The 1,929-nt window shown below is 34.5% G+C and carries 2 protein-coding genes; both read left to right on the top strand.

What is annotated here, in order from left to right; genetic code table 11:
- The first annotated feature begins 360 nt into the window (after positions 1–360).
- The gene (locus COZ07_RS00075; RefSeq protein WP_406606584.1) at positions 361–972 is read left to right on the top strand and encodes an HAD family hydrolase; all 612 of its coding nucleotides are present in this window, start codon (positions 361–363) and stop codon (positions 970–972) included.
- A 317-nt stretch (positions 973–1,289) separates the two neighbouring features.
- The coding region (locus COZ07_RS00070; protein WP_406606583.1) for a UPF0236 family transposase-like protein at positions 1,290–1,929 on the top strand (640 nt) is incomplete at its 3' end.

Raw genomic sequence — 1,929 nt, 5'->3', positions numbered from 1 at the left:
GCGGTTAGATCCGCTTTTGCCATCTGAAGGAAAATTCCTGCGAAAGTGGAGACTTCAGTTTAATGTATCTCCCCAAGAACTTCTATCGGTAGTAAGGACGTAGCCAATGATACCCCAGCGAAATCTTAGGAAAATAGGGACAGACACCTATTTATTTGAATATATGGGACAAACAAAACCTGATTTAAAAAAATACCAAATAAAGAAGTATCCAACCATAGGCGTATGCGGTCTTGATTGTGGTTTATGCCCAAATCAAACCGGATGATATTAAAATCAAAGCCAAAATTCTTAAGAGTATCCTCGTCGAACGTCGTATATGCGCGGAAGGTGAGACGCTATTCTGCAATTGGAGATTTAATGAAAAATATTGAGTACCTAGTTTATGACTATGGTGGAGTAATAAGTAAAAAGCAAAATAAGGAACTAGTCAATAAAATGTGTAAAATATTAAATATTACAGCACAACAATTTTTTTCATTTTATACCAAAGAAAGAAAAGATTATGATTCAGCTCTAATTGATGCAAAAACATATTGGACCAAAACTATTAAATTAATGGATGGACAAATCGAATTAAAGGATATGGATAAATTGATTGAATTTGATACAAAGAGCTGGTTAGATATTAATAAAGAAACGATAGAATATATTAAATCCATTAAAGACAAAATAAAATTGGCTTTATTATCAAATATGACATTTGACACTCTTGAAGAAATAAAGAACTTATATTGGATTCACTACTTTGATACAAAAATATTTTCTTGTGAAGAAAAAGTCTGCAAACCAGATTATAAAATATATAATATTTGCATAAAAAAAGTGAAGGTAGAACCTCAACACATTTTATTCATTGATGACTCTAAAGTAAATCTTAATGCTGCTCAAAAAATGGGAATAAATATTTTAAAATTCACAGATTGTGAGAACATGAAGAACATAATAGAGAATGAATACGTTTTTAAATAAATGATTGCAGAACGGCGTCTAACAAGTTGTTTAAGCTGCGGGCTTCGCCCTTGGCCTGCGGAAAACCTAAAGAAGCAGAGGAGTTTTTTAAATAGGATGTGCCCCTATTTTTTCTTCAACGTGGAAAAGTGGGGGAAGCAATTGTTAGTGTAAACTTTAGTGGGGTAGTTAGAAGAAAAAATATTTATATTTAATAATCCTTCTTTTGTTAGTAATAAGACAAGTAGCCAGAGAAGGGTTGTAAAAATATAATAAAAAGGTGTAGACTTACCTATAGAAAACAAAACCCTTTTTAACAAAGGAGGTAAGCTACACCCATGGATACTATAGCAATAACTTTCCCGAAGGTCAAGGTAAATATAGAGATAAAAGATTTAACCTTTGATAGCATAGAAGATATGATCTTTGAAATATCCCAGCATCTAGCCGGTAAGGTATTTGAAAAGGCCCTTACCGATCTAGATGATTACCTGCGTAATAAGAGAGAAAGAGGGAAACTTAAAAACACTGGCAAAAGGGGAAAATACTTTCTTACCCGTTTTGGTGATATCCTCTATTTCCGTACCCGTTACCAAGACAAGAAGACTGGTAAAAGTTGTTACCTTTTAGATGAGGCCTTAAGTATAGTTAAAAACCAACGCCTCAGTCTATCTCGAGCCAGGATAGAAAATTTTCTTTCCAGTCTTTCCTCTTACCGAGAGGTAGTAATCCAGGCCAGACTCTTACTGGGTAACTTCCGCTCTCCTGAGGCTATAAGACAATCAGTAATAAAAGAAGGTAGCCTGATCATCGAAAACCAGAAGAAGAAACTAAGACAGATAGAGAATCTAGATTACCCCGATAAAGAGGCCCCTGATACTGCCTACCTAGAAGCAGATGCTACCTATATTAGCTTACAGCATAGAGGTAAGCAGAAAAAAGAAAAGCTGGAAGTAAAAGTGGGTGTAGGCTATAGCG

It is taken from the genome of Candidatus Infernicultor aquiphilus (genome assembly GCF_002784285.1).
Taxonomy (GTDB): domain Bacteria; phylum Atribacterota; class Phoenicimicrobiia; order Phoenicimicrobiales; family Phoenicimicrobiaceae; genus Infernicultor; species Infernicultor aquiphilus.
This window is presented reverse-complemented; position numbering and strand designations above follow the sequence as displayed.

Bases quoted from the DNA above. Each gene is read 5' to 3' on its own strand.
- COZ07_RS00075 (WP_406606584.1), top strand. From the start codon at position 361: ATGAAAAATATTGAGTACCTAGTTTATGACTATGGTGGAGTAATAAGT.